19 protein-coding genes are annotated in these 26,637 nt (G+C 71.8%); 11 read left to right on the top strand and 8 right to left on the bottom strand.

Translation table 11 applies throughout. From position 1 onward, the window contains the following. Positions 1–11: 11 nt before the first annotated feature. The 4 genes from iolD to iolC form a co-directional block, all read right to left on the bottom strand. Complete coding sequence (gene iolD, locus ACWC94_RS03870; protein WP_450794765.1) at positions 12–1,892, bottom strand: 3D-(3,5/4)-trihydroxycyclohexane-1,2-dione acylhydrolase (decyclizing); 1,881 nt, start codon at positions 1,890–1,892, stop codon at positions 12–14. Beyond that, a complete protein-coding gene (iolB, locus tag ACWC94_RS03865; protein ID WP_450794764.1) occupies positions 1,889–2,728 on the bottom strand; it encodes a 5-deoxy-glucuronate isomerase in 840 nt (279 codons plus the stop codon). The genes iolD and iolB overlap by 4 nt, the downstream gene beginning before the upstream one ends. A 7-nt stretch (positions 2,729–2,735) precedes the next feature. After that, positions 2,736–3,605, bottom strand: a complete 870-nt coding sequence (locus ACWC94_RS03860) for a Cgl0159 family (beta/alpha)8-fold protein (RefSeq protein WP_450795015.1) — start codon at positions 3,603–3,605, stop codon at positions 2,736–2,738. A 155-nt stretch (positions 3,606–3,760) separates the two neighbouring features. After that, positions 3,761–4,711, bottom strand: a complete 951-nt coding sequence (gene iolC, locus ACWC94_RS03855; RefSeq protein ID WP_450794763.1) for a 5-dehydro-2-deoxygluconokinase — start codon at positions 4,709–4,711, stop codon at positions 3,761–3,763. 298 nt (positions 4,712–5,009) lie between these two features. Between iolC and ACWC94_RS03850 the strand changes: the two genes are divergently transcribed. The 3 genes from ACWC94_RS03850 to ACWC94_RS03840 all read left to right on the top strand — a co-directional run bounded on the left by ACWC94_RS03850 (position 5,010) and on the right by ACWC94_RS03840 (position 7,088). Further along, positions 5,010–5,819: a helix-turn-helix domain-containing protein gene (locus ACWC94_RS03850; protein ID WP_450795014.1), complete on the top strand. Its 810-nt coding sequence runs from the start codon at positions 5,010–5,012 to the stop codon at positions 5,817–5,819. Between the two features lie 448 nt (positions 5,820–6,267). Further along, positions 6,268–6,468 carry a helix-turn-helix transcriptional regulator gene (locus ACWC94_RS03845; RefSeq protein ID WP_351217265.1) on the top strand — a complete coding sequence of 67 codons (201 nt, stop codon included), beginning with the start codon at positions 6,268–6,270 and terminating at the stop codon, positions 6,466–6,468. 53 nt (positions 6,469–6,521) lie between these two features. Continuing rightward, positions 6,522–7,088 (top strand): GNAT family N-acetyltransferase, encoded by a 567-nt coding sequence (locus tag ACWC94_RS03840; RefSeq protein ID WP_450794762.1) that lies wholly within the window; start codon positions 6,522–6,524, stop codon positions 7,086–7,088. Here the strand turns inward: ACWC94_RS03840 and ACWC94_RS03835 are convergent. Further along, positions 7,033–9,327, bottom strand: a complete 2,295-nt coding sequence (locus ACWC94_RS03835; protein WP_450794761.1) for an MMPL family transporter — start codon at positions 9,325–9,327, stop codon at positions 7,033–7,035. The genes ACWC94_RS03840 and ACWC94_RS03835 overlap by 56 nt on opposite strands. A gap of 160 nt (positions 9,328–9,487) precedes the next feature. Between ACWC94_RS03835 and ACWC94_RS03830 the strand changes: the two genes are divergently transcribed. The 4 genes from ACWC94_RS03830 (at position 9,488) to ACWC94_RS03815 (ending at position 13,881) form a co-directional block, all read left to right on the top strand. Next, the gene (locus tag ACWC94_RS03830; protein WP_450794760.1) at positions 9,488–10,144 is read left to right on the top strand and encodes a TetR family transcriptional regulator; all 657 of its coding nucleotides are present in this window, start codon (positions 9,488–9,490) and stop codon (positions 10,142–10,144) included. A 139-nt stretch (positions 10,145–10,283) separates the two neighbouring features. After that, positions 10,284–11,231, top strand: coding sequence for a PrsW family intramembrane metalloprotease (locus ACWC94_RS03825; RefSeq protein WP_450794759.1), 948 nt, complete (start codon positions 10,284–10,286; stop codon positions 11,229–11,231). A 75-nt stretch (positions 11,232–11,306) separates the two neighbouring features. After that, positions 11,307–11,546 carry a heavy-metal-associated domain-containing protein gene (locus tag ACWC94_RS03820; protein WP_450794758.1) on the top strand — a complete coding sequence of 80 codons (240 nt, stop codon included), beginning with the start codon at positions 11,307–11,309 and terminating at the stop codon, positions 11,544–11,546. Between the two features lie 82 nt (positions 11,547–11,628). Next, positions 11,629–13,881, top strand: a complete 2,253-nt coding sequence (locus ACWC94_RS03815; protein WP_450794757.1) for a heavy metal translocating P-type ATPase — start codon at positions 11,629–11,631, stop codon at positions 13,879–13,881. A gap of 741 nt (positions 13,882–14,622) precedes the next feature. On the opposite strand, the gene ACWC94_RS03810 is transcribed toward ACWC94_RS03815, so the two are convergent. Together ACWC94_RS03810 and recD2 are read right to left on the bottom strand one after the other, a co-directional pair. Further along, on the bottom strand, positions 14,623–15,912 hold the full coding sequence (locus tag ACWC94_RS03810; protein ID WP_450794756.1) for a citrate synthase: 1,290 nt from the start codon (positions 15,910–15,912) through the stop codon (positions 14,623–14,625). A gap of 236 nt (positions 15,913–16,148) precedes the next feature. Further along, entirely contained in the window at positions 16,149–18,401 is a 2,253-nt protein-coding gene (gene recD2, locus ACWC94_RS03805) for an SF1B family DNA helicase RecD2 (protein ID WP_450794755.1), read from the bottom strand. A 377-nt stretch (positions 18,402–18,778) separates the two neighbouring features. On the opposite strand from recD2, the gene ACWC94_RS03800 reads away from it, so the two are divergent. The 4 genes from ACWC94_RS03800 to ACWC94_RS03785 all read left to right on the top strand — a co-directional run bounded on the left by ACWC94_RS03800 (position 18,779) and on the right by ACWC94_RS03785 (position 25,115). After that, positions 18,779–19,702: a serine hydrolase gene (locus ACWC94_RS03800; RefSeq protein ID WP_450794754.1), complete on the top strand. Its 924-nt coding sequence runs from the start codon at positions 18,779–18,781 to the stop codon at positions 19,700–19,702. A gap of 65 nt (positions 19,703–19,767) precedes the next feature. Then, positions 19,768–20,814: an esterase-like activity of phytase family protein gene (locus ACWC94_RS03795; RefSeq protein WP_450794753.1), complete on the top strand. Its 1,047-nt coding sequence runs from the start codon at positions 19,768–19,770 to the stop codon at positions 20,812–20,814. Positions 20,815–20,874: 60 nt separating this feature from the next. After that, positions 20,875–24,594: an ABC transporter ATP-binding protein gene (locus ACWC94_RS03790; protein ID WP_450794752.1), complete on the top strand. Its 3,720-nt coding sequence runs from the start codon at positions 20,875–20,877 to the stop codon at positions 24,592–24,594. A gap of 125 nt (positions 24,595–24,719) precedes the next feature. Next, the gene (locus ACWC94_RS03785; protein ID WP_450794751.1) at positions 24,720–25,115 is read left to right on the top strand and encodes a hypothetical protein; all 396 of its coding nucleotides are present in this window, start codon (positions 24,720–24,722) and stop codon (positions 25,113–25,115) included. Here the strand turns inward: ACWC94_RS03785 and aroA are convergent. Continuing rightward, complete coding sequence (aroA, locus tag ACWC94_RS03780) at positions 25,060–26,364, bottom strand: 3-phosphoshikimate 1-carboxyvinyltransferase (protein WP_450794750.1); 1,305 nt, start codon at positions 26,362–26,364, stop codon at positions 25,060–25,062. The genes ACWC94_RS03785 and aroA overlap by 56 nt on opposite strands. Positions 26,365–26,637: the final 273 nt, after the last annotated feature.

Genomic DNA, 26,637 nt, shown 5'->3' with positions numbered 1-26,637 from the left:
GAGACTCCTTCTTACAGATGGCGGCGTCGGGTCGAGACGTGCCGTTCGTACAGCTCACGTGCCTTGACCGCCGACGCTCGGGTCGCGGTCTCGGCCACAGGAACATCCCACCAGGCCTGCGCCGGAGGCGCGCCCGACACAGTGTCGGACGTTTCGGTCTCCACGTAGACACATGTGGGAGTGTCGGTGGCCCGCGCCTCGGCGAGTGCCTCGCGCAGGTCCCGTACGGTCTTCGCGCGCAGCACCCGCATGCCGAGGCTGGCCGCGTTCGCGGCGAGGTCCACGGGCAGCGGGGCGCCGGTGAAGGTGCCGTCACCGGAGGCGTAGCGGTACGCGGTGCCGAACCGCTCGCCGCCCACCGACTCCGAGAGCCCGCCGATGGAGGCGTACCCGTGGTTCTGCACCAGCAGGATCTTGATCGCGACGCCCTCCTGGACGGCGGTCACGATCTCCGTCGGCATCATGAGATACGTGCCGTCGCCGACCAGCGCCCACACGTTGCGCTCGGGCGCGGCCAGCTTCACACCGAGCGCGGCCGGGATCTCGTAGCCCATGCAGGAGTAGCCGTACTCCAGGTGGTACTGGTCGCGGGACCGCGTCCGCCACAGCTTGTGCAGGTCGCCCGGGAGCGAGCCGGCCGCGTTGATGATGATGTCCGACTCGTCCACCAGGGCGTTCAGGGCGCCGACGACCTGCGGCTGGGTCGGGCGTGCGTCGGCCTCCTGGGCCTCGAAGCAGGCGTCGACGCGCTGCTCCCAGCGCTCCTTGTCCTCGGTGTACTCGGCGACGTACGCGTCCGGCACCCTGTGCCCGTGCATCACCAGTGCCTCGGTCAGCTCGCCCAGGCCGCTGCGGGCGTCCGCGACGAGCGGGAGTCCGGCCAGCTTGTGGCCGTCGAACGGCGCGATGTTGAGGTTGAGGAATCGGACGTCCGGGTTCTCGAAGAGGGTGCCGGAGGCCGTGGTGAAGTCGGTGTACCGGGTGCCGACGCCGATGACCAGGTCCGCCGTGCGGGCCAGCTCGTCGGCGGTCGCGGTGCCGGTGTGGCCGACCCCGCCGACGTCCTGCGGATGGTCGTGGCGCAGGGAGCCCTTGCCGGCCTGGGTGGAGGCGACCGGGATGCGGGTGGCCGAGGCGAACTCGGCGAGGGCCGACTCGGCGCGGCTGTGGTGGACGCCGCCGCCCGCGATGACCAGCGGCCTGCGCGCCGCGCGGACGGCCCGCACCGCCTCGGCCAGCTCGGTCGGGTCCGCGCCCGGCCGTCGTACGGTCCACACGCGCTCGGCGAAGAACTCCTCCGGCCAGTCGAAGGCCTCCGCCTGCACGTCCTGCGGCATCGCGAGCGTGACCGCGCCCGTCTCCACCGGGTCGGTCAGGACCCGCATCGCCTGGAGGGCCGACGGGATCAGCGCCTCCGGCCGGGTGATGCGGTCGAAGTACCTCGACACCGGGCGCAGGGTGTCGTTGACCGACACGTCACCCGCGTACGGCACCTCCAGCTGCTGCAGGACCGGGTCGGCGGGGCGGGTGGCGAAGACGTCGCCGGGCAGGAGCAGGACCGGGAGGTGGTTGACGGTCGCCAGGGCGGCGCCCGTGACCAGGTTGGTCGCGCCCGGGCCGATCGACGTCGTCACCGCGTGCGTGGACAGGCGGTTCGACTGGCGGGCGTAGCCGACGGCCGCGTGCACCATGGACTGCTCGTTGCGGCCCTGGTGGTACGGCATCACCTCCGCGTACTCGATCAGCGCCTGGCCGATCCCCGCGACATTGCCGTGGCCGAAGATGCCCCAGGTGGCGCCGATCAGCCGCTGCCGCTCGCCGTCGCGTTCGGTGTACTGGGCGGCGAGGAAACGGACCAGCGCCTGCGCGACGGTCAGCCGGATCGTCGTCATCGGTAGCCCCCTGTGCTTTCTGCGTGGTCGGGGTGGAAACAGATCCGCCATTCCCGGGTCTCGCCCGGACCCGCCATGACGTTCAGGTAGTACATGTCGTGCCCGGGCTGGGCGATGGACGGGCCGTGCCATCCGTCGGGGACGAGGACGGCGTCGCCGGAGCGGACCTCGGCGAGGACGTCCGAGCCTCCCTCGCGCGAGGGGAACACGCGCTGATAGCCGAGACCGTTCGGGCCGTCGATCTCGAAGTAGTAGATCTCCTCCAGCTCGGACTCCTCGCCCGGCCGGTGCTCGTCGTGCTTGTGCGGCGGGTACGAGGACCAGTTGCCGCCCGGGGTGAGCACCTCGACGGCGATCAGCCTGTCGCACTCGAACGAGTCGGCGGAGGCGAAGTTGCGCACCCGGCGGGCGCACGTGCCGCTGCCGCGCTCCTCGACGGGGACCTCCGGCGCGGGGCCGTAGCGGGCGGGGAGTCGTCGCTCGCACCTCGCTCCTGCCAGGGCGAAGCGGCCTCCCGCGCCGGAGGCGATCTGGACCCGGGCGTCCCGGGGCGCGTACGCGAAGTCGGAGACGTCCGCGAACACACTTTCCCGGCCCAGGAGTTGGAACTCGTCCTTCTCAGTTGACGCTGTCTCAATTTGTACGGTACATCCGCCCTGCAGCGGAAGCACGATCCATTCGCTGTCCCCCGCGGTGAACGTATGCGTACCGTCCGGTGCCAACTCCACGACACGCAGGCTGCTGTGCGTCCAGCCGGCCCGTTTCGGGTCGATGTCGACGGCGTACCGGGCGTTCGCGGTGGCACCCCGGGGCAGGTGCAGGTCGGTGCTGGTCATAGGGCCCTCACAGCAGTCCTACGGCGGTGTCCACGGCGGCGGCCACGTCGCCGTTCGCCGGGTACAGCAGTGAGCGGCCGACCACCAGGCCGCGCACGGTGGGGAGTTGCAGCGCGCCGCGCCACTTCTCGTACGCCTTCTCCTGGTCGTCCCCGACATCGCCGCCGAGGAGCACGGCCGGGAGTGTGGAGGTCTCCATCACGCGGGCCATGTCGTCGGGGTTGTCGGTGACCGGCACCTTCAGCCAGGTGTAGGCGGAGGAGCCGCCGAGGCCGGAGGCGATGGCGATGGACTTGGTGACCGCGTCGGCGGACAGGTCGTTGCGCACCTTTCCCTCGGCGGTGCGGCGGCTGATGAACGGCTCGACGAAGACCGGCAGCCGGCGCGCGGCCATCTCGTCGATGGCGCGGGCGGTGGACTCCAGGGTGGTCAGGGAGCCGGGGTCGTCGTAGTCGATGCGCAGCAGCAGCTTGCCCGCGTCGAAGCCGAGCCGCTGGATGTCCTCGGGGCGGTGCCCGGTGAAGCGGTCGTCCAGCTCGAAGCTGGCCCCCTGCAGCCCGCCCCGGTTCATGGAGCCCATGACCACCTTGTGGTCGAGGGCGCCGAGCAGCAGCAGGTCGTCCAGGATGTCGGCGGTGGCGAGGACGCCGTCCACACCGGGGCGGCTCAGCGCCAGGCAGAGGCGTTCGAGCAGGTCGGCGCGGTTGGCCATGGCGAGCCTGCGGTCGCCGACACCGAGCGCGCCGCGGGCCGGGTGGTCGGCGGCGACGATCATCAGCCTGCCGTTGTCGTTCAGCAGGGGGCGCCGGACCCGGCGGACGGCGGCCTCGGCGATCGCCTCGGGGTGATGGGTACGGACACGGACGAGTTCGGCCACGTCGACCCGAGACCACGGGGAGCCCGCGGCACCCTCGCGACGGGGGGTGGCGGCGGTTTCGGGGCCGGTGTCCGCGGCGCCCTCGCGGTGGGGGGTGGCGGGGGTGTCGGGGCCCGCCCCGCCCTCGGTGTGCGTGCCCGTGACGCGGCCGGCCCTCACAGCACCGCTCCGGCGTCGAGCGCGGCGGCCACCTCGTCCGGGGTGGGCATCGCGGAGGAGCACTCCAGGCGGGAGGCGACGATGGCGCCGGCCGCGTTGGCGTGCCGCATGATCGTCTCCAGGTCCCAGCCCTCGAGGAGGCCGTGGCACAGGGAGCCGCCGAAGGCGTCTCCGGCGCCGAGGCCGTTGAGGACGTCGACGGGCAGGGGCGGGACCTCGGCCGAGCCGCCGTCGCGGCCGACGGCGAGCACACCCTTCGGTCCCTGCTTGACCACGGCGATCTCGACGCCGGCCCGCAGGAGCGCTCGGGCCGCCTCATGCGGGTCGCGCACCCCGGTGGCGACCTCCACCTCGTCCAGGTTCCCGACGGCGACGGTCGTGTGCTTCAGGGCTTCGGCGTAGTAGCGGCGGGCTTCGTCGGGGTGGGCCCAGAACATGGGCCGCCAGTCGAGATCGAAGACCGTCGTGCCCGCCTTCGCCCGGTGGGCGAGGGCCGCGAGGGTGGCCGTACGACTGGGCTCCTCGCTCAGGCCGGTACCGGTGACCCAGAAGACGCGGGCCTCGTGGATGGCGTCGAGATCCAGCTCATGGGCGTCGATCTCCAGGTCGGGCGCCTTGGGCTGCCGGTAGAAGTAGAGCGGGAAGTCGTCCGGTGGGAAGACCTCGCAGAAGGTGACCGGGGTCGGCAGTCCGGGGACGGGGCTCACCCAGCGGTCGTCGACGCCGAAGCCGCGCAGCGCCTCGTGCAGATAGGCGCCGAACGGGTCGTCGCCCGTGCGGGTGATCACAGCGGTCCGCCGGCCGAGCCGGGCCGCGGCGACCGCGACGTTCGTCGCCGACCCGCCGAGGAACTTGCCGAAGGACGCCACCTGGGCGAGCGGGACACCGGTCTGCAGCGGGTAGAGGTCCACTCCGATCCGCCCCATGGTGATCAGGTCGTAGGCCATCGGCTTCCCTTCGTCATGGCTCTCCCCGGATTTCTAGTCCCGCACGCCTAGCCCTGTCAATGTTTTGTCCAGACATTCGGACCAGCGTCACTCTTCTCCTCACCACCCGTGCCGGTCCCCCCGGCGACCCCGCGCCACGCGCCGACGAGCCCCCGGCTGTTCCTGGTTTCCGCCCAGTTCCCCGTACCCCGGGGGGAGTTGGCCGTGCCGCTCGTAGCATGGTGGCGTGTGGGAGATCGTGCCCGCTTGGCCCCACCCGGCGTTGCGGCCCGGGGTGATCAGCTATCGCGGGATACGCATGGCCCTCGATCGGCCACGCCGTCGGCTGGAGACGCCGATCGCGGCCGCCACCCTGCTGCTGGGCTTCGAGCAGCCGGTGCGCATCAGCCGGGCGGGGCGGGCCCCGGTTTCGCTCGTCTCGGTGGTCAACGGGCTGACCACGACCCCCGCCCTCGGTGAGCACGGCGGCCGGCTGTCCGGGATCGAGGTGCTGCTGGAACCGTGGACCGCGTTCGCCCTGTTCGGCACGGAGCAGTACGAACTCGCCAACCGCTCGGCCGGCCTGGACGAGCTGGACCCGGGCCTCGGCCGACTGGCCGGAGCCCTCGCCGCCCTGCCCGGCTGGCCGGAGCGGTTCGCCTTGCTCGACCGGGTGTTGCTGGAGCGGCTCCGCCCGGGTGTGCCCGTGTCCGAGCGGGTGGTGCACGCCTGGTCGCTGCTGCGGCGCGGCGCCGGCACGGTCCCGGTACCCCGGCTGGCCGAGGAGGTGGGCTGGAGCGTGCGGCACCTGGAGAACCGCTTCCGGGAGCAGATCGGACTGTCCCCCAAGGCGGCCGGACGGGTGCTGCGGCTGCAACGGGCGCGGCGGTTGCTGGCCGCGGGGCACGGTCAGGCGGAGACCGCGGCGATGTGCGGCTACTACGACCAGGCGCATTTCAGCGGCGACTTCAAGAGCATGACGGGCTGCACCCCGGGGGAGTTCCTGGCGGCCCGGCGGCTGCCGGCCGCGGACGCGGTGACCGACCGGCTGGCGGGCGAGCCGGCCGGACTCCTCCTCACCTCCGACCGCGGTGCGCTTTTTTCCAAGACCCGCGCGGGCAGGGCCTGACACGCTGATCGTCCGGCCTTCGGGGGTCCCGCGGGAAGCGGGGGCCTCCGGCGCCAAGCGGGTCCGGTCCGAGAGGCCCCCCGGGGGAAGCGGCCGCCGGAGGACGCGGGGGAGCCGGCGGGCCGGGTCTGACGCAGCGGACCCGGCCCGTCATCGGCCGGCGGGTTCTCGACGACCGGTTCAGCCGCTCACGGACCGCCGCGAAACCAACGCGACCCGCCGCCGCCCCGGCGTACGCCCTTTGCGGCGGCTGTGTCACAAACACCACGCGTGTGTCACACATGTCCCGTGTACGCCGGTTGTGCGTCACACCATCTCGACAGGCACTGTCCTGCGGTCACTCCGCGTCGTTCACCGGACACAGGCTTGGTGATCGCCAGCGCAGCGCCCGGCTCCCCCGACGACCGCCCCCGGTCGCCGCTGCGGCGCGCGCAGGGAGGTGCAACTCATGACCGACCAAAGGCTCTGGTCGTACAAGGAGATCGCGGCGCACATCAGAGTGCAGCCGGACACCGTACGGTCCTATCGCAAGCACGGGCTGCTGCCCCCGCCCGACCACGTGGAGGGCGGCAAGCCCTACTGGTACGCCGACACCGTCCGCGCCTGGGTCGCCTCCCGGCCCGGCAACCGCGGCCGCCGGCCGGACTGACCCGCACCGCAAATCGGCTGCGCCCCATCTGCCGGATGGGGCACAGTCACGCCATGAACTTCTCCGTCAAACCCACCCTGACCGGCCAGAAGACCGTCCTGAGGCCCTTCACCGAGGACGATGCCGACATCATGGGCGAGATCATCGCCGACCCCGAGGTCATCCGCTTCACCTACGAGTCGTCCACCGAACTCACCCGGGAACGGCTGCGGTTCTGGTACGGCTCCCGGGCCACCGCCCCCGACCGCCTCGACCTCGCCGTCACGGACCCCGAGACCGGCGAGGTCCTGGGCGAGGTCGTCCTGTACGACTACGACCCGGCAACCCGGAACTGCACCTTCCGCACGCTCGTCGGCCCTGGGGGCCGCGGCCGGGGCATCGGCACCGAGGCGACCCGGCTGATCGTCGGCTACGGCTTCGAGCAACTCGGCCTGCACCGCGTCCAGCTGGAGGTGTACGGCCACAACGCGCGGGCCCGGCGGGTCTACGAGAAGGTCGGTTTCGTGGTCGAGGGCGTACGGCGGGAGGTCCAGCAGCGGGACGGAGTCTGGGCCGACGAGGTGATCATGTCGATCCTGGACCGGGAGTGGGCCGCTCTCGGTTCCACGGCTCGACCGTGACCCCGGCGCCCGGTGCCGCACCCGCCGCCGCTCCCGCGCCCCCGCGGGGCGTGTCTTCGCCGCCCTCGCTCAGACCGAACCATTCGTGCAGGCGCCGCAGGGGCCCCGGTGCCCACCACGTGGCCCTGCCCGTCAACCGCATGATCGCCGGTACCAGCAAGCTCCGGACGACCATCGCGTCCATCAGTACGGCGAGCGCGATGCCCAGGCCGAGCATCTTCGTGTTGGTCACCCGGGACGTGCCGATCGCGACCATCACCACCGCGAGGATGACCGCCGCCGCGGTGATCAGTCCGCCCGTGCGCCGCAGCCCGTGCCGTACCGCCGTGTCGTGGTCGCCCGTGCGGTCGTACTCCTCCTTGATGCGGGAGAGCAGGAACACGCCGTAGTCCATGGAGAGCCCGAAGGCCACGCAGAACATCAGCACCGGCAGGGTGGTCTCGATGGAACCGGAGCTGGTGAAGCCGAGGGCCCCGGACAGGTGGCCGTCCTGGAAGACCCAGACCACGGCGCCGAACATCGCGGTCAAACTGAGCGCGTTGAGCACCACGGCCTGCACGGGTATCAGCACGCTTCCGGTGAGCAGGAAGACCAGCAGGAGGGTGACGACGGCGATGAACGCGGCCGCCCAGGGCAGGCGCCGGGCTATCGCGTGCTTGGTGTCGACGAGGACGGCGGCCGTGCCGGTCACCTTGGTGCCGAAGGGGGTGTGCAGCGCGCGCAGATCGCCGACCAGGTGCTGGGCCGCCTCGTCCACGGCCTCTCCCTCCGCCTGCACCGTGAAGTAGGCGGAGTCCCCCCTGACCAGCGGCCCGTCGACACGGACCACCCCGGGCAGGGCGGCCACCTGCTGCTTGTACGCGGCGTACTGGGACTCGGTGGCCCTGCCCTCGGCGAGGACCTCCAGACCACCGCCGGGGCTGCCCGGGAAGCCTTCCCGGATGTGCACCTGCACCACGTGGGACTCGGCGGTCGAGGGCAGCTGGCGGTCGTCGGCGGTGCCGAACCTCACGCCCAGGAAGGGCAGTCCGAGGGTGACCAGCAGGACGGTGGTGCCGAGCGCGAAGAGCGGGGCGCGGCGCATCACCAGGCCGGCGGTCCGTGCCCAGGCCGCCCCCTCGGCACGCTTCGGACCGCGGCGCCGGCGCAGCAGGCGGCGCAGGTCCAGGGAGTTGACCCGGTGGCCGAGCAGGACCAGCGCGGCCGGCAGCAGGATCAGGGCCGCGGCCGCGGCGAGCAGGACCACGGCGATGCCGGCGTAGGCGAAGGACCGCAGGAAGTACTGCGGGAAGACCATCATGGCGGCCAGGGACACCGCCACCGTGAGGGCGGAGAAGAGCACCGTGCGCCCGGCCGTGCGCAGGGTCGCGCCGACCGCGGTCAACGGGTCGGCGCCCGTGGACAGTTCCTCGCGGTAGCGGCGGACGATGAACAGGGCGTAGTCGATGGCGAGGCCGAGCCCGAGGGCCGTGGTGAGGTTCAGTGCGAAGACGGAGACGTCGGTGAAGGCCGTCAGTCCGCGCAGGACGGCGTTGGTGCCGAGGATGGCGACGATGCCGATGCCGAGCGGCAGCAGGGCGGCGACGGCGCTGCCGAAGACCATCACGAGCAGCACGAGGGTGATCGGCAGGGCGATCAGCTCGGCGCGCGTCAGGTCCTCCTTGATGATCGTCTGCATCTCGTGCCGGACGGCGACGATGCCGCCGAGCTTCACCCGGACCGGGCCGTGCGCGCCCCGGTAGTGGGGCGCGATGCGGTCGAGCGTCCTGCCCATCGCCGTTTCGTCGCCGGTGATGCGCGCGGCGATCAGCGCCTCGTGGCCGTCCTTGGCGCGCAGGGCCGGTGACCTGCTCTGCCAGTAGGAGCCGACACCGGTCACGCCCTTCTCGCCGGCCAGCCGGCCGGCCAGGTCGCGGGCCTCGGCGGCGACCGCCGGATCGTCGACCGGGGCGCGGCCCGAGTCGACCAGGAGCAGCAGATTCGGCTGGGAGTCGGGGAACTCGCGCTCCAGGGCCTTGGCCGCGTACGTCGACTCGGCGGCCGGGTCCTCCCAGCCTCCGCTGCTCAGACGGTCCGCGACCCCGCTGCCGGCCAGCACAGCGAGTGCGGTGAGGAGCAGGGCCACCAGCAGTGACAGGCGTGGGCGTGCGGTGACGAGGCGGGTGTAGCGGCCGGTCCGGGGCGGTGTCTGCGCCGGCGCCCCCTCCTCTGTCCGCGGTGGCGTGTTGACTTCGGTCATCTTGCGGTGTCCCCTTCACCACGACCCGTGCCCGCACGGACAGACGGCACGGAGGAGTCGTTGCCATAAACTGGCAAACACGAGAGATCGCTCGCGTTTCACAAGAATGCGAGCGACCGCTCGCGTTTGTCAATGACCTTTGGAGAGCTGGGGATAACGCGTGTCCGACACCTCGGAGAAGGAGCAGCCGCGGGAGAAGGAGCAGCCCCGTCGCCGACAGGCCCGCGGGGAGCGCCGTATCGCCCAGCTGCTCGAAGCGGCCGCCCGGGTCTTCTGCGCCACCGGCTACACCGCCGCCAGCACCAACGCCATCGCCCGCGAGGCCGGCGTCTCGCCGGGCACCCTCTACCAGTTCTTCCCGAACAAGGAGGCGATCGCGATCGAGCTGGGCGACCGGCTCGTCCACGGGATGCGGGCGGCCTACGGCGAGGCGCTGGGCCCCGTCGACCCGGCCACCCCGCTGGAGCAGGCCATCGGGTCCGCCGTCGACCGGTTCATCACCTTCAACACCGAGCACCCGGTGTTCTTCGCGCTGATGCACGGCCCCGACGTCCCGGGCCGGATGGCCGAGCAGCACGACCAGTTGCACACCACCGTGCTCGGCCGGATCGAGGGCCTGCTCGCCTCGCTCATGCCCGGCGCCGCCCAGGCCGACATCACCCGCACGGCGCATGTCTGCCTCGGTGTCTACAAGGCCGGCCTGGAACTGGTCCTCGCCCATGAGGGCGCCGAGCGGGCGGCCTATGTCCAGGAGATCAAGGACGTCCTGATCCGCTACCTGGAACCGCTGGTGGGCGACCGGCTCGGCCCCGGGTGACGCCGGAGGCGGCCCCGGAGCGGTGGTCCCCGGGCCGCCGTCCCGGAAGGGCCGTCCCGGGAATCACCCGGACTGCGACTCACGGCACATCTGCCTAGAGTGCGGATAAAACGCCCAGCAGCTGTCCGAGGGGACCCCCGTGAGCCACTCCCCGCCTCCCGGCACGCCCAAGGCCCGCATACCCGGCCCGCAGCAGCCCCCACCGCCCTACCCCCGTATCCCCGCCGGTCTGTGGCGGCGCTGTCTCGGCGGCGGGTTCGCCGTGTGGGCGCTGACCGCGTGGGTCACGTTCGAGACGAACGGCGCACTGCTGCCCACGCTGATCCTGCTCGGCGGCTTTCTCGTACCGGTCGCCTTCGTCCTGTGGGCGTACGAGCGGCACGGCCGCGACCTGGGCGTCAGCGCGATCCTCGGCTGCTTCCTGGCGGGCGGGGCCCTCGGTGCGCCCGGGGCCTCGCTGACCGGGTCGTATCTGCTGCGCCCCTCCCCCGGGATGTTCGTCGGGGCCGGCCTGATCGAGGAGGCGGCCAAGCTCGCGGCACTGGTGTTCGTGCTGCGCCGGCAGCCGGGCATCCGCGGACTGCGCGCCGGGCTGGTGCTCGGCGCGGCCGTCGGCTTCGGCTTCGCGGCCCTGGAGAGCGTCGGGTACGCCTTCACCGCGGCCGTCTCGGCCGAGGGCATCGAGCTGCGCGCACTGCTGGAGACGGAGTTCCTGCGCGGGGTGCTCGCCCCCTTCGGGCACGGCCTGTGGACCGCGATCGCCGGGGGTGTGCTGCTGTCCCGGCGCCGTCTGAACGGCCACTTCCGGTTCGCCGCGCCGATGATCGGCACCGGCCTGGGGGTCTCCCTGCTGCACGCACTGTGGGACTCCACCCAGGGCATCGCGATCTGGATGGCCGCCCGGCTGACGGGCACCGGAATACAGGGACGGCTGTTCACCCAGGGGTACCTCGTCCGGCCGAGCCCCGGGCAGGAGCACCTCTTCACGCTGTTCTCGGTCGGCGGACTGGCGCTGGTCGGCCTGGCGGGCGTCGGGTGGGCGTGCTCACTGGCTCGCCGGGACACTCCTTGGAGAAATACCCCCTAGGGGTATAGTGTGAACAGCGTGGGGCTCCCCCCGTGGACCCCACCGGCCCCACACGCCTCGACGAGGAGTAACGACATGACCGCCCACACCGACACCCCGGGCTCCGTCACCACCGTCTACAAGGTGACCGGCATGAGCTGTGGCCACTGCGAGGGCTCCGTCTCCGGTGAGATCTCCGAGATCCCCGGCGTCAGCTCGGTGAAGGCCGTCGCGTCGACCGGCGAGGTGACCGTCGTCTCCGACGCCCCGCTGGACGACGAAGCCGTGCGCGCCGCCGTGGACGAGGCCGGCTTCGAGCTGGCCGGCAGGGCCTGAACACCACCCCTTCCCCGACCGGGCCGCGCCGACCAGCTCATACTGGATCCGCACGGTCCGGTCCGATGTCTGGAGTCCGGACATGACCAGCACCACCGCAGAGACAGCCATAGCCACGGGCACAACCGCCGAGGTCGAGCTGCTCATCGGCGGGATGACCTGCGCCTCCTGCGCCGCCCGGGTGGAGAAGAAGCTCAATCGGATGGAGGGCGTCAGCGCCACCGTCAACTTCGCCACCGAGAAGGCCAGGATCGCCTTCGGTGAGGGCGTCCAGGTGGCCGACCTGATCGCCACCGTGGAGAAGACCGGGTACACCGCCGAGGAGCCCGCGCCGCCCGAGCCCGAACCCGAGACGGCACCCAACGCCCCCGGGCAGGACCCCGAACTCGGCGCCCTGCGCCACCGCCTGCTCGTCTCCGCGCTGCTCGCCGCGCCGGTGGTCCTGCTCGCGATGATCCCGGCGCTGCAGTTCGACAACTGGCAGTGGCTCTCGCTGACCCTCGCCGCGCCCGTCGTCGTCTGGGGCGGGGCACCCTTCCACCGGGCCGCCTGGACCAACGCCCGGCACGGCGCCGCCACCATGGACACCCTGGTCTCGGTCGGCACGCTGGCCGCGTTCGGCTGGTCGCTGTGGGCGCTGTTCTTCGGCGACGCGGGCATGCCGGGCATGCACGACGAGTTCCGCTTCACCGCCTCCCGCATGGACGGGGCCTCCACCATCTACCTGGAGGTCGCCTCCGGAGTCGTCGCCCTGATCCTGCTCGGCCGCTGCCTGGAGGCCCGCTCCAAGCGGCGCGCCGGGGCGGCCCTGAAGGCCCTGATGGAGCTGGGCGCCAAGGACGTGGCGGTGCTGCGGGGCGGCGCTGAGGTGCGCGTTCCGGTGGCGGATCTGGCCGTGGGCGACCGGTTCGTCGTACGGCCCGGCGAGAAGATCGCCACCGACGGCACGGTGGTCGAGGGCGTCTCCGCAGTCGACGCGTCCATGCTGACCGGCGAGTCGGTGCCGGTGGACGTGGGGCCCGGCGACCGGGTCACCGGCGCCACGGTCAACGCGGGCGGCCGGCTGGTCGTCGAGGCCACCCGGGTCGGCACCGGCACCCAGCTCGCCCGGATGGCGAAGCTGGTGGAGGACGCGCAGAACGGCAAGGCCGAGGTGCAGCGGCTCGCCGACCGGATCTCGGCGGTGTTCGTCCCGGTCGTCATCCTCGTCGCGCTCGCCACCTTCGGCGTCTGGCTGGGCGTCACCGGTGACACGGCCGCCGCGTTCACCGCCGCCGTCGCCGTCCTGATCATCGCCTGCCCCTGCGCGCTGGGGCTCGCCACGCCGACCGCGCTGATGGTGGGCACCGGCCGCGGAGCCCAGCTCGGCATCCTGATCAAGGGCCCCGAGGTCCTGGAGTCCACGCGCCGCGTCGACACGGTCGTCCTCGACAAGACCGGCACCGTCACCACCGGCCGGATGACCCTCCAGGCGGTGTACGTCGCGGGCGGCGAGGACGAGAAGGAGCTGCTGCGGCTCGCGGGCGCCCTGGAACACGCCTCCGAGCACCCGGTCGCCCGCGCGATCACCGCCGGCGCCGAGGAACGCGCCGGGCAGCTGCCGCCGGTCGAGCACTTCGAGAACGTCCCCGGGCGGGGCGTACGCGGGCGCGTGGACGGCCGTGAGGTGGCCGTGGGGCGCCTGTACGACGAGCTGCCGCAGGAGCTGGCCCGCGCGGCACGCGAGGCCGAGCAGGAGGGGCGTACGGCCGTCGTGGCCGGCTGGGACGGGCAGGCCCGCGGGGTCCTCGCCGTCGCGGACGCGGTCAAGGAGACCAGCGCCGAGGCGGTACGGGAACTGCGCGCGCTGGGCCTGCGGCCGGTGCTGCTCACCGGGGACAACCGTACGGTCGCCGAGGCGGTCGCGCGCACCGTCGGCATCGACGCCGGGGACGTGTTCGCCGAGGTGCTGCCCGAGGACAAGGTGGACGTCGTACGGCGGCTGCAGCGCGAGGGGCGGGCCGTGGCCATGGTCGGCGACGGCGTCAACGACGCCGCCGCGCTCGCCACCGCCGACCTGGGCCTCGCCATGGGCACCGGCACGGACGCGGCGATCGAGGCCGGCGATCTGACGCTGGTGCGCGGGGACCTGCGCGTGGCCGCCGACGCCATCCGGCTGTCCCGGCGGACGCTGGCCACCATCAAGGGCAACCTGGTGTGGGCCTTCGGCTACAACGTGGCCGCGCTGCCGCTGGCCGCCGCCGGGCTGCTCAACCCGATGATCGCGGGCGCGGCGATGGCCTTCTCCTCGGTCTTCGTGGTGACCAACAGTCTGCGGCTGCGCCGGTTCCGCTGAAGTACCGCGGGGTTACCGGCGGTTCACCGGCAGCTGAGGCAAGAGACCCTCTAGAGTCCTGCGCGAGCCTCACATAAGCTCTTCACAAGGCTCGCGCATCATCCTTACGCTTGAGCCTCGATCGCCGTATCGGGGCTCTTGCGCACCTAAGGGACATATGCAAGAGACGCAGATCACAGTGATGCGAACGTAACCATCGAAGGGGTTCGAAGGTCTAAGTTGGCGATGTCGGTTCGGCGTCTTGGGGGGCGTCGGTCGGCATCTGGGGATGTCTTGGGGGACTTCCTCAGAGATGCGTTGCCGGGGCACGCACACCGGGAAGCTTTGAGCGGCCCTCCCAGCGTGTGTTGTCCCGGCAGATCGCACCACATCACTGGGGCAGGACGAGTTTTGCTCATTCTGCTCACAGACAGCGATTCAGGCGCTGTCCTCTCCGAGCGCCCGGCCGGATCCCGTGGGGGGAATCCGCACCGGGACATGGGAAGGCGCCCTGATCGTCGGCCCGTGGGGGGACCGGCGACAGGGCGCCTTCCGCTTTTACGTTCCTACGGCCTTTTACGTTCCTACGGCCATGCGCCCGGGCCCGCACCCAAGGGGCGCGGGGAGCCGCGCGACCGGCCGCGACCGGCCCAGCCGCCCGCTCCCGGCAGCGGCAACCTCTCGGGCGAACGCCCCGGCGAAACCCCGGGCAACAACTCCAGTGCCGGGGCACCACCGAAGCGGCGCCCCCACCGGCAGGTGTCAGCGCTCCTCGACCGGCACGAAGTCGCGCTCGACGACACCCGTGTAGATCTGGCGCGGGCGGCCGATGCGCGAACCCGGCTCCTTGATCATCTCGGTCCACTGGGCGATCCAGCCCGGCAGGCGGCCGAGGGCGAACAGGACCGTGAACATCTCGGTCGGGAAGCCCATGGCCCGGTAGATCAGACCGGTGTAGAAGTCGACGTTCGGGTACAGCTTGCGCTCGACGAAGTAGTCGTCGGACAGCGCGTGCTCCTCCAGCTTCAGGGCGATGTCGAGGAGCTCGTCCTCCTTGCCCAGCGCGGAGAGCACATCGTGCGCGGCGGCCTTGATGATCTTGGCGCGGGGGTCGAAGTTCTTGTAGACCCGGTGGCCGAAGCCCATCAGGCGGACGCCGTCCTCCTTGTTCTTCACCTTGCGGATGAAGGTGTCGACGCCGGAGCCGGAGTCGCGGATGCCCTCGAGCATCTCCAGGACGGACTGGTTGGCACCGCCGTGCAGCGGGCCCCACAGCGCGCTGATGCCGGCCGAGATCGACGCGAACATGTTGGCCTGCGAGGAACCGACCAGGCGGACCGTCGAGGTCGAACAGTTCTGCTCGTGGTCGGCGTGCAGGATCAGCAGCTTGTCCAGCGCGGCGACGACGACCGGGTCCAGCTCGAACTCCTGCGCCGGGACCGAGAAGGTCATGCGCAGGAAGTTCTCGACGTAGCTGAGGTCGTTGCGCGGGTAGACGAACGGGTGGCCGATCGACTTCTTGTACGCGTACGCCGCGATCGTCGGCAGCTTCGCGAGCAGCCGGATCGTGGAGAGGTCGCGCTGCTTCTCGTCGAACGGGTTGTGGCTGTCCTGGTAGAAGGTGGACAGCGCCGAGACGACCGAGGACAGCATGGCCATCGGGTGGGCGTCGCGCGGGAAGCCCTTGTAGAAGTTCTTGACGTCCTCGTGCAGCAGGGTGTGCCGCGTGATGTCGTTCTTGAACGTCGTCAGCTCGTCGACGGTGGGCAGCTCACCATTGATCAGCAGGTACGCCACCTCGAGGAAGGTGGAACGCTCGGCCAGCTGCTCGATGGGGTAGCCGCGGTAGCGGAGGATGCCCGCCTCGCCGTCGAGGTAGGTGACCGCGGATTTGTAGGCGGCCGTGTTGCCGTAACCGCTGTCCAGAGTCACCAGACCGGTCTGGGCGCGGAGCTTCCCGATGTCGAAGCCCTTGTCGCCGACGGTGCTGTCGACCACCGGGTAGGTGTACTCGCCGTCGCCGTACCGCAGTACTACAGAGTTGTCGCTCACGTCTTCCCTCACCGACGTAGTGCCTCATCTTCGAGGTGCCCTGACTGTCTCTACCATCCCCCATTTGGCTCAGGAGAGTGCACTCGGGGTCGACCATTGGGCCTATCGGCGGCACTCAGTGCCGCCAACCTGCTCATCCTGCCCCCTCCGAACGGCATCTGGAAGTGCTCTGTGACCTTCACGACTCATTTGATCGATCATTTTTCGTGATGCCGTCCGCCAGGCGTACGAGCCGGTTACGCCAGCCTGAAGTCGAGGGCCGTGCACCGCCGTCCGGCCGACACCGTGCGCACCGCCTGTCCGATCGCCTTGCGTGAACCGACGAGGACGACCAGCTGCTTGGCCCGGGTGACCGCCGTGTAGAGCAGGTTCCGCTGGAGCATCATCCATGCTCCGGTCGTGACGGGAATCACCACGGCGGGATATTCACTCCCCTGCGAACGGTGGATGGTCACCGCGTACGCATGGGCCAGTTCGTCCAGTTCGTCGAATTCGTACGGAACCTCCTCGTCCTCGTCCGTCAGCACCGTCAGGCGCTGTTCGACCGGGTCGAGCGCGGTGACGACGCCGACGGTGCCGTTGAAGACACCGTTCTTCCCTTTCTCGTAATTGTTGCGAATCTGGGTGACCTTGTCGCCGACACGGAACACCCGTCCTCCGAACCGCTTCTCCGGCACATCGGGCCGCCCGGGCGTGATGGCCTGCTGCAGCAGCCCGTTGAGCACACCGGCCCCGGCCGGCCCCCGGTGCATCGGCGCGAGGACCTGCACGTCCCGCCGCGGGTCGAGCCCGAACTTGGCCGGAATCCGGCGGGCGGCCACGTCCACCGTGAGCCGCCCGGCCTCCTCGGTGTCGTCCTCGACGAAGAGGAAGAAGTCCTGCAGCCCGTCGGTGAGCGGATGCTGCCCGGCGTTGATCCGGTGCGCGTTGGTGACGACGCCGGACTGCTGGGCCTGCCGGAAGACCCGGGTGAGCCGGACGGCGGGGAGGGGGCTGCCGTCGGCGAGCAGATCCCGGAGCACCTCGCCCGCGCCGACGCTGGGCAGCTGGTCCACGTCCCCGACGAAGAGGAGATGGGCACCCGGGGGTACGGCCTTGACCAGCTTGTTGGCGAGGAGGAGGTCCAGCATGGAGGCCTCGTCCACGACGACGAGGTCGGCGTCGAGCGGCCGGTCCCGGTCGTACGCCGCGTCCCCTCCCGGTTTCAGCTCCAGCAACCGGTGCACGGTGGAGGCCTCGGCCCCGGTCAGCTCGGCCAGCCGCTTGGCGGCACGCCCGGTCGGGGCGGCCAGCAGCACCTTGGCCCGCCTGGCCCGGGCCAGTTCCACGATCGAGCGGACGGTGAAGGACTTGCCGCAGCCCGGCCCGCCGGTGAGCACGGCGACCTTCTCGCTGAGCGCGAGCTTGACGGCGGCTTCCTGCTCGGGGGCGAGTTCGGCGCCGGTACGGCCCTTCAGCCAGCCGAGGGCCTTCCCCCAGTCCACGTCCCGGAAGGCGGGCATCCGGTCCTCGCCGGTCCGCAGGAGGCGCAGCAGCTGGGCGGAGAGGGACAGCTCGGCGCGGTGGAAGGGGACGAGGTAGACGGCGGTGACGGGCTCGTCGGCGTCACCCTCCGGTCCGGGCACCTTCTCCCGTACGACACCGGGATCGGCGCCGTCCTCCGTGGGTTCGGCCAGCTCGGCGAGGCACTCGATGACGAGCCCGGTGTCGACGGCGAGCAGCTTCACCGCATCCGAGATCAGCCTCTCCTCGGGAAGGAAGCAGTGACCCTGGTCGGCGGACTGGGACAAGGCGTACTGCAGCCCGGCCTTCACCCGCTCCGGGCTGTCGTGCGGGATACCGACGGACTGGGCGATCTTGTCGGCGGTGAGGAAGCCGATGCCCCAGACGTCGGCGGCCAGGCGGTACGGCTGTTCCTTCACGACCTGGATCGAGGCGTCGCCGTACTTCTTGTAGATCCGCACGGCGATGGACGTGGAGACCTCGACGGTCTGGAGGAAGAGCATGACCTCCTTGATCGCCTTCTGCTCCTCCCAGGCGTCGGCGATCTTCTTGGTCCTCTTGGGCCCGAGGCCGGGCACCTCGACGAGCCGCTTGGGCTCCTCCTCGATGATCCGGAGGGTGTCCAGCCCGAAGTGCTGCGTGATCCGGTCGGCGAAGACCGGCCCGATCCCCTTGACCAGCCCGGACCCCAGGTACCGCCGGATGCCCTGGACGGTGGCGGGCAGGACGGTCGTGTAGTTCTCGACGTGGAACTGCTTGCCGTACTGCGGGTGCGACCCCCAGCGGCCCTCCATCCGCAGGGACTCCCCGACCTGGGCACCGAGCAGCGCGCCGACGACCGTGAGGAGGTCGCCGCCGCCTCTGCCGGTGTCGACCCGGGCGACCGTGTAGCCGTTCTCCTCGTTGGCGTACGTGACGCGCTCCAGCACGCCTTCGAGCACGGCGAGCCGCCGCTCACCGGTCTGGGTCCCCACCTGTCCAGCCATGACCCGACAGTACCGGTGGGGTCTGACACGGGGTCCTGTCCGCCGTCGGGTCACGTCCGGCGTCCCCGCCACCGCCGGGGCACCCTGCAGAGCGGCGATGGGCGCGGGCTGTGGGGCACCTGGCCGGAGGCTGTGGACGGGGGCGGGCCCGTTCGGCGGCAGCACGTCCGGTATCGACGGGAACGTGTCGCGAACGGCCGTCTCCAGTCCGGTGGTTGACCCTTCCTTTGTCCCGGCATGAACGAATCACTGCCACCCGTCGGCCACTTGGAACTGCCGCCCTGGGAACATGCGTACAACTTCCGGCCGCCGCGAGGAGTCAACCCCAGCAGGCGCCGGTGTCGCGCCCACGACGACGTTCCCAGGGGGACCCTTCCATGACCCACCGCATGACCCGACGTGCCAGAGTGCTGGCGGCAGCGCTCGGCGCCGGCGTGCTCATACCCACCGTGGCCGCCGCCGGCCCGGCCGCCGCGGCCCCGCCCGCCGTCAGCTGCACGTCCGCCAAGGCGGGCCTCGCCGCCAAGCTGCAGAAGGACATCACGGCCGCCCTCGCGAACCGCACGAGCACGGTTGCCATCGGTCTGTACGACCGCAGCACCAGCACCACCTGCACCCTGCGCGCGACCAGCTCCTACGACTCGGCCAGCACCGTCAAGGTCACCGTGCTCGCCACGCTGCTGTGGGACGCCAAGAAGCACAACCGCTATCTGACCGACCGTGAGACCTCGCTCGCCAAGGCCATGATCACCCAGTCGGACAACGACGCGACGACCGCGCTGTGGAAGCAGCTGGGCCTGACGAAGATCAAGGGCTTCCTGGCCGCCGCCGGGATGACGAAGACCGTGCCGGGCGCGGACGGCTACTGGGGCCTGACCCAGGAGAACGTCACCGACGAGCAGAAGCTGCTCCAGCTCGTCACCGCCGGGAACAGTGTGCTGAGCGACAACGCCCGCGCCTACATCCTGAAGCTGATGGGCCAGGTCGTCTCCGACCAGCGCTGGGGCACCCCGGCCGGGGCTCCCTCCACGGTCTCCGTGCACGTCAAGAACGGCTGGCTGCAGCGCGCGACGCACGGCTGGCGGGTGCACAGCCTCGGCACCTTCAACGGCGCCGGCCACGACTACGTGATGTCGGTGCTGACGCAGGACGACAGCACCATGGACTACGGCGTCACGACCATCCAGAACGTCGCCAGGGCCATCCACAAGGACCTGGTGCCGACCACGCCCGGCACGGCCGTCTACACCCCGACCAGCAGGCCCAGCGAGGCGTTCGTCGCGGTGCCGCCGCAGGGCTGACTCCGCACGAGGCGGTTCACGGGGCGGACTCCCGCCGGACACCCGTCCGCCCTACGGTGACCGGCATGCGCCTGAGAACCGTACTCGCCGCCCTCACCGCCGGCCTGGCGGCGGTCACCCCCGTGACCGCCGCCGGGCCCGCGACCGCCTCCGACTCCGCGAGCGGCCACCGCTGTTCGCCGGCCGTCTCCCTCGACCGCTTCTCCGACGCGCTGGACAAGACGACGTACGACGGCACCTTCGTCGGCAACCTCTCCGCCCTCGCGATGGACCGGGACGGCTCGATCGCGGCCCTGGAGGACCGCTCGTCCCTGTTCAGCCTGGACCCGACGACCCTTCAGCCGAGGGCGGCCGTCCACCTCGCCGACGAGAAGGGCGCCGACCTGGACTCCGAGGGCCTGGTCGTCGACCGGGACGGCACCCGGCTGATCACCTCCGAGACCGAGCCGTCCGTCCGCCGCTACTCCGCCGACGGCAGGATCCTCGACCGGCTTCCGGTCCCGTCCCCCCTCCTCGTCGCCCCGGCCGGCCGCGCCACGGCCAACCAGACCTTCGAGGGCCTGACCCTGCTGCCGGGCGGCCGCACCCTGCTGGCCTCCATGGAGGACGCGATCTCGGGCGACTCCACCGGGATCGTCCGCTTCCAGACCTGGACCCGCCACCACGGCCGTTTCCGTCCCGCCGCCCAGTACGCCTACCGCACCGACGCCGGCCTCGGTGTCCCCGAGGGGCGGGCCACCCCGGACGGCCGCCTCCTCGTCCTGGAACGCGGCTTCACCGCCGGCGTCGGCAACACCGTCCGCCTCTACCTGGCCGACCTCCGCCACGCGACCGACACCAGCGGCATCGAGAACCTGACCGGTCAGCCTTCCGTCCACCTGGCCGACAAGACCCTGCTGGCGGACATCGCCGACTGCCCGAGCCTCGGCGCCACGGCCGGACAGCCCCAGCCCAACCCTCTGCTGGACAACATCGAGGGCATGACGATCACGGGGCGTGACCGCACCGGCCGTCTGAAGGTCCTGCTGGTGAGCGACGACAACCAGAACCCGGCCCAGACGACGCGGTTCTTCTACCTGAGGGTGCGCGTGCCGATTGTTGCGGAGGGATGAAATCCGCATCCGCCGGCGTTGGTGTCTTCCGGTAGGGCAGGACAACAGGGAGGCACCGGCGTGGCAGCGCAACGGGGATGGGCACGACGTCTGGCCGCATACGCCTGGCGGTATCCGAAGGACGTCGTCCTCGCCCTCGGCTCGTCGCTCGCCGGCATGGCCGTCATGGCCGTGGTCCCGCTGATCACCAAGGTGATCATCGACGACGTCATCGGGAACCACACCCGCTCCATGGGCCCCTGGGCCGGCGCTCTCGTAGCCGCCGCCCTGCTCGTCTACGTCCTCGCCTACATCCGCCGCTACTACGGCGGCCGGCTCGCCCTCGACGTCCAGCACGACCTGCGGACCGAGATGTACGGCACGATCACCCGCCTGGACGGCCGCCGCCAGGACGAGCTGTCCACGGGGCAGGTGGTCGGGCGGGCCACCAGCGACCTGCAGCTGATCCAGGGCCTGCTCTTCATGCTGCCGATGACCCTCGGGAACGTCCTGCTCTTCCTGATCTCCCTGGTGATCATGGCGTGGCTGTCGCTGCCGCTGACCCTCGTCGCCCTGGCCGTGGCACCGGCCCTGTACGCGATAGCCAAGCGCAGCCGCAGCAGGCTGCATCCCGCCACCTGGTACGCCCAGGCCCAGGCCGCCGCCGTCGCGGGCGTGGTCGACGGTGCCGTCAGCGGCGTCCGCGTGGTGAAGGGCTTCGGGCAGGAGGAGCAGGAGACCGGGAAGCTCAGGGAGGTCGGCCGCCGGCTCTTCGCCGGGCGGCTGCGCACCATCCGGCTGAACAGCAGGTACACCCCCGCCCTGCAGGCCGTCCCCGCCCTCGGCCAGGTCGCCATGCTGGCCCTCGGCGGCTGGCTGGCCGTGCGGGGGCACATCACGCTCGGCACGTTCGTCGCCTTCTCCAGCTATCTCGCCCAGCTGGTCGGCCCGGTGCGCATGCTCGCGGTGGTCCTCACCGTCGGCCAGCAGGCCCGGGCCGGCACCGAGCGCGTCCTCGAGCTGATCGACACCGAGCCGACGATGCAGGACGGCACGAAGACGCTGCCGGCCGACGCGCCCGCGACCGTCGAGTTCGACGACGTGTCCTTCGGGTACGGCGGCGGATCCAAGGTCCTGGACGGGCTGAGCTTCGAGATCCGGCCGGGCGAGACCCTGGCCGTCGTCGGCTCCTCCGGCTCCGGCAAGTCCACCCTCTCCCTGCTGCTCCCGCGCTTCTACGACGTCACCCACGGCGCCGTCCTGATCGGCGGCCACGACGTCCGCGAGCTGACCCTGGACTCGCTGCGGGCCGCGATCGGGCTGGTGCCGGAGGACTCCTTCCTCTTCTCCGACACCGTCCGCGCCAACATCGCCTACGGCCGCCCGGACGCCACCCGGGAGGAGATCGAGGCCGCCGCCCGCGCCGCCCAGGCGGACCGTTTCATCGCCGAGCTGCCCGACGGCTACGACACCAAGGTCGGCGAGCAGGGCCTGACCCTGTCCGGCGGCCAGCGCCAGCGCGTCGCGCTCGCCCGCGCCCTGCTCACCGACCCGCGCCTGCTGGTCCTGGACGACGCCACCTCGGCCGTGGACGCCCGTGTCGAGCACGAGATCCACGAGGCGCTGAAGCACGTCATGGAGGGCCGTACGACCCTGCTCATCGCGCACCGCCGCTCCACCCTCAACCTCGCCGACCGCATCGCCGTGCTCGACGGCGGCCGGCTCGCCGACCTCGGTACCCACGAGGAGCTCCAGCGGCGCAGTGCGCTGTACCGGCGGCTGCTCACCGACCCGGACGAGCTGGGCGGGGTCTCGCCGGGCCACGCCGAGCCCGCCCCGCCGCGCGAGGACACCTCGGTCCGCGAGGAGCTGGACGCCGAGTTCGACGCCGAGCGGGGCGTGACCCCCCGGCTGTGGACCGGCGACCGGGAGCCCAAGGACCAGGCGCTGACCGGCACTCCGGCCACCCCGCAGCTCCTCGCCCAGGTCGAGGCGCTGCCGCCGGCCACCGACACCCCGGACGTCGACGAGGCCCGGGCGGTGCGCCGCGAGGACTCCTACGGCCTGCGCCGCCTGCTGCACGGTTTCGGCGGGCCCCTCCTGCTCAGCCTCCTGCTGGTCGCCGTGGACGCGGGCGCGGGTCTGCTGCTGCCGGTGCTGATCCGGCACGGCATCGACTCCGGCGTGACGAAGTCGGCCCTCGGCGCGGTCTGGGCCGCCTCGCTGGTCGCGCTGCTGACCGTGCTGGTGCAGTGGGCCGCGCAGATCGGCGAGACCCGGATGACCGGCCGTACCGGCGAGCGGGTGCTGTACGCGCTGCGGCTGAAGATCTTCGCGCAGCTCCAGCGGCTCGGGCTCGACTACTACGAGCGGGAGCTGACCGGCCGGATCATGACGCGGATGACGACGGACGTCGACGCCCTGTCGACCTTCCTGCAGACGGGCCTGGTCACGGCGTTCGTCTCGGTCGTCACCTTCTTCGGCATCATGGCCGCCCTGCTGGTGATCGACCCTCAGCTCGCCCTCGTGGTCTTCGCGACGCTGCCCCCGCTGATCGTCGCGACCTTCTTCTTCCGCCGGGCCAGCGTGAAGGCGTACGAACTGGCCCGGGAACGGGTCTCGACGGTCAACGCCGATCTGCAGGAGTCGGTCGCCGGGCTGCGGATCGTGCAGGCGTTCCGGCGCGAGCGGGACGGCGGGCGGCGGTTCACCGAGCGCAGCGACAGCTACCGCAGCGCCCGCATCCGCGGCCAGTGGCTGATATCCGTCTACTTCCCGTTCGTGCAGCTGCTGTCCTCGGTGGCGGCGGCGAGCGTGCTCATCGCGGGCGCGCACCGGATCGAGGCGGCCACCCTGACGACCGGCGCCCTGGTCGCGTACCTGCTCTACATCGACCTGTTCTTCGCCCCGGTCCAGCAGCTCTCCCAGGTCTTCGACGGCTACCAGCAGGCCACGGTGTCCCTGGGCCGCATCCAGGAACTGCTGCGCGAACCGACGTCCACGAAGTCGGCGGACGAGCCCCTGGAGGTCCCCTGCCTGCGAGGTGGCATCGCCTTCGAGGACGTGCACTTCGCGTACTCGGGTGAGGAAGAGGCGCTGACCGGCATTAACCTGACGATCCCCGCCGGGCAGACCGTGGCCTTCGTCGGCGAGACCGGCGCCGGCAAGTCGACCCTCGTCAAGCTGGTCGCGCGCTTCTACGACCCCACCGCGGGGCGGGTCACGGTCGACGGCACGGATCTGCGCGCCCTGGACCTGGCCTCGTACCGGCACCGCCTCGGAGTCGTTCCGCAGGAGGCCTACCTCTTCCCGGGCACGATCCGCGACGCCATCGCCTACGGCCGTCCCGGGGCCACCGACGCCGAGGTGGAGGCGGCGGCGCGGGCGGTCGGCGCGCACGACATGATCGCCACGCTGGAGGGCGGCTATCTGCACGAGGTCGCCGAGCGCGGCCGTAACCTCTCGGCCGGCCAGCGCCAGCTGATCGCGCTCGCCCGCGCCGAACTGGTCGACCCCGACATCCTGCTGCTGGACGAGGCCACGGCCGCCCTGGACCTGGCCACCGAGGCCCAGGTCAACCAGGCCACCGACCGCCTGGCGGGCCGCCGTACGACGCTGGTGGTCGCCCACCGGCTGACCACGGCGGCCCGCGCGGACCGGGTCGTCGTGATGGACCACGGCCGGGTCGTGGAGGACGGCACCCACGACGAGCTCCTCGCCCGCGACGGCCGGTACGCCGGACTGTGGCGCACCTTCATCGGCCGCCCCGAGCCCGAGGAGCCGGTCACCGCGTCCCGCTGAGGACGTTTCCGAGGACCCCGTCGACGCGTGCCGCTGACGGCCGTGCAACCATCCGACATACGTCGCGCGTCCGTACATCAGTACGGCATCCGCGGGTGCGCGACCGCATGCGGGGGAGGACGACAGTGGACAGTGGTGGGATACGTCGGCGCCTGGCGCTCGGCGCGGCTGTGCTGGCCGCGAGCGGGGTGCTCGGCCTCGTGACATCGGGCACCGCCGAGGCGGGCACGGCCGGCGGGTGCGCCGGGCGGGAGGTGCGGGCCCTGCCGTTCAGCAGCGGGGTCACGCACGTGTACAAGCGCGACGGCTACATCTGCGCCGTCACCGTGGCCCGGCACCCCGGCCCCGCCCAGACGATGTCGGTCAGCGTCCAGGCCCGCGGCGGCCGGGCGGTCGTCGACCAGGGCCTCTACCGGCATCACGCGGGCCCGGTGACGGTCCACGCAGGCCGTCGCTGTGTGTGGATCAGGGGCTCGGTGGGGTCGCACGGGTCGACCAGCTCCGGCTGGATCCTGTGCTGACGGACGGCCCGGTCACCCCGTTTCCCGCGAGCCGCGCGAACGTCTCGTGGAACTGCGGGAACGTCTTGCGGACGCAGCCGGGGTCGTCGTAGGTGAGACGTGGGGTGCGCAGGCCCGTCACCGCGAAGGACATCACGACGCGGTGGTCGCCGAAGGTCCTGATCCCGGTGCCGGGGGCGGGCGTGCCGGGCTGGATCTCGATCCAGTCGGGGCCGGTCGTCACGCCCACGCCGAGCCGCCGCAGGTTGTCCGCGCACGCCTCGAGCCGGTCGCACTCCTTCACCCGCGTGTTGGCCACGTCCTCGATGCGGACCGGGCCGGAGGCGAACGGCGCGATCGCGGCCAGCGTCGGCATGGTGTCCGAGATATCCCGCATGTTCGCGGTGAGCCCGCGCAGCACCCCCGTACCGCGTACGGTCGTCCGGTCCGCCGCGATCTCCACCTCGGCACCCATCCGCCGCAGCACCTCGACGAAGCGCAGGTCGCCCTGGAGCGCGCCCGTGCCGAGGCCCGGCACGGTCACCTCGCGGCCCGGGGTGACGGCGGCCGCGGCGAAGAAGTAGCTCGCCGTGGAGGCGTCCGGCTCGATGGCGTAGGTGGTGGCGCGGTAGCCGCCGGCCGGGACGTCGTACACCTCTCCGTCCCGGGTCACCTCCACGCCGAACGCCCGCATCATCGCGAGCGTGATGTCCACGTACGGCGCCGAGACCAGCTCGGTCACCCGGATCCTGAGGCCGGTACGGGTCAGCGGGCCCAGCAGGAGCAGCGCGGTCAGGTACTGGGAGGACTGGCCGGCGTCCAGCACGACCTCGCCGCCCTCGACCCCGGCCGCCCGGACGGTGAGCGGATGGTGGCCCTCGGCCTCCTCGTGCCGCAGATCGACGCCGAGGTCGCGCAGGGCGCGGGTGAGCGGGCCGAGGGGGCGGCGGCGCATCTGCGGCGATGCGTCGAAGCGGTAGGTGCCGTGCCCGGCGGCGGCCAGCACCGGCAGGAAGCGGGCGGTGGTGGCGCCGTCGCGGCAGAAGACGTCGGCCTCGCCGTGCGCGGGTCCCTGCGGCCGGCCGTCCACCTGCCAGGTCTCCGGAGTACGGCCCACCCGGTAGCCGAGAGCCGTCAGCCCCTCGGCGAAGCCCTCGGTGTCGTCGGAGCGCAGGGGGCGGACGAGGGTGCTGACACCGTCGGCGGCGGCCGCGAGGAACAGCGCGCGGGCGGTGATGGACTTGGAACCGGGGAGGGCGACTGCGGGCATGGCCGCATGATGGCCGGTCGGCCGGGGAGCGGTCCCGGACGTCCAGGGGCCGGACGGGCGTGAACACCTCGTCGAGCCGGTGCGCCTCCCCCAGCGGGCCGGACGCCCGGCCCGGAAGCCGGGCCTCGCCCGCCCCCGGCCACGCGCCACCGGGGGTCCGTCCGGGCGACGCCGTGCCCCGCGCGGGAACCCGGCGCGGGCCGGCTCCGTCCAACGCGCAGGTTGCCGGACGAGTCCCCGTGCCGTGGTGTCGGCCCCTCGCGACTGGCCGCG

Source organism: Streptomyces sp. NPDC001135, assembly GCF_053598395.1.
This window is presented reverse-complemented; position numbering and strand designations above follow the sequence as displayed.